Source organism: Alteromonas sp. BZK5, assembly GCF_014349115.1.
GTDB lineage: Bacteria > Pseudomonadota > Gammaproteobacteria > Enterobacterales > Alteromonadaceae > Alteromonas > Alteromonas macleodii.
Window position 1 is genome coordinate 1 of the sequence record NZ_JACSOE010000230.1, and the last position, 1,807, is coordinate 1,807.

Annotated in this window: 2 protein-coding genes; both read right to left on the minus strand. The window is 44.5% G+C overall.

Annotated elements, in window-relative coordinates; all coding sequences use genetic code 11:
- Positions 1-474, minus strand: a 474-nt coding sequence (locus BIZ39_RS21545) for an SIS domain-containing protein (RefSeq protein ID WP_187448074.1), incomplete at its 3' end; no start/stop codon positions are given.
- Between the two features lie 2 nt (positions 475-476).
- Positions 477-1,433 (minus strand): calcium/sodium antiporter, encoded by a 957-nt coding sequence (locus BIZ39_RS21550; protein ID WP_014948348.1) that lies wholly within the window; start codon positions 1,431-1,433, stop codon positions 477-479.
- Between the last annotated feature and the right edge of the window lie 374 nt (positions 1,434-1,807).

Below are 1,807 nucleotides of genomic sequence, written 5' to 3' on the forward strand. Positions count from 1 at the left end.
CGTAGGAGCAAGACCTAGCGAACACGCTTCTTTTTCAACGCTGATATCAAGGACGACATCTGCGTGTTGCCCTAATGAACTGGAAGCACTGTTGGTCATGGCGACCACCTGTATGCCTAAGCGTTTAACTACGGGCAATAAGTTAACGAGTTCGTTAGTCTCGCCAGAATTAGAGATGGCGAGTAAGACATCGCCTTTGCTTAGCATGCCCAAGTCGCCATGGTTGGCTTCACCAGGGTGCATGAAAAATGCAGGAGTACCTGTACTGGCAAGCGTAGCGGCAATTTTATTTCCGATATGCCCAGACTTTCCCATACCACTCACGACAACTTTACCCTTGCAGGCAAAGAGAATATTACAGGCAGCGATAAATTCATTGTTTAAGCGCTCTGCCAGATTAGCAATAGCTTGAGTTTCAATTTCAATAACGCGCTTCGCTGAGTCGATATAGTTCATCTGAGTTTGTGTATTCATGATTATCCGAATAGCCAGAATTGATAGCCGATAAAGCAAGCCAGAAGTATGAATCCATTTGTTCTTGATATTGTACGTTTGCCGATTAAATCGAAGCTGAACAAGAATAATAATAATGTTAAACCAAGCATTACGTACATATCTCGGTTGTAAACGTCAGGGTCCAGGATACCAGGCGCGATTAACCCGGGCATGCCAAGTACGGCAAGCAGGTTGAAGATATTTGAGCCGATGATATTACCCAGTGCTAAATCGTCTTCACCTTTCAGTACACCCGCAACACTTGCTGCTAGTTCAGGTAGACTTGTACCAAACGCAATAATCGTTAGTCCGATAACCAAATCCGAAATGCCCATGTATCTGGCAATTTCTACTGCTGAGTTCACCAAAAAGTGAGCACTTAATGGCAGTATTACAAGGCCTACACCAATCCAAATGAGGGCTGACGTATTTGAAACGCCTTTGGGGATTTCATCTGCGGTTTCCGCAACCAGAGGATCTTCTTTATCTACCTGTAGCGACAACCACGCCATCATTGCCAGTACGAAAATGAACAGGCCTAGTAGGATAATGCCTTCATAAGACTTAAGTTCACCGTCAAACATAAAGCCAATGGCAATCAATGAGATGATAAGGAGTGCTGGAAGCTCGCGCTTTAATGTTGTTGATGAAACAAGCAATGGTTTCACTAGCGCGGTTATACCTAAAACTAGCGCGATGTTCGTGATGTTAGAACCTAGCGCGTTACCCACGGCGGTGTTCATATTGCCATTTGCGGAGGCTATGGCGGAAACCACAATTTCAGGTGCCGAAGATCCCATAGCGACAATCGTTAGTCCGATCATCATTGGAGAAATGCCGATGTTTTTTGCTAATGCTGAGGCGCCATATACAAACCGGTCAGCGCTCCAACTCAGTACAATCAGCCCAACAAGAAAAATGACAATGTTTAAAAGCACAACAACCTGTAATAGAAAGTATTTCGCTAGATTGTCGCAAAAAGAGTGCCATTTGCCTATGCTCGCAGCGTTTTATTTTCGCCAAATACTGTCAATTGACGTAAATTTCCGCTGAATACGCAAATTAGGTCGCACTTACACACACAAGACGTCATATTCAGTTTCAGTTAAGAAACAACAAAATAGGATGGTATTAGGATTGATTTGGGAGGCTTGTAGGATACTAGATGGGCACTTGGGCGTGAGATACCGAATACCAGTCCGCATAGATAATTGCCCACTCAGAAGGCGCTGGCAAGTTTCCTAGCGAAGCGTGGGAATGCAGGAATGGCTGTTCCCTTTCAAATTCCCAGAATGAAGCTAGGAAGCTTGCC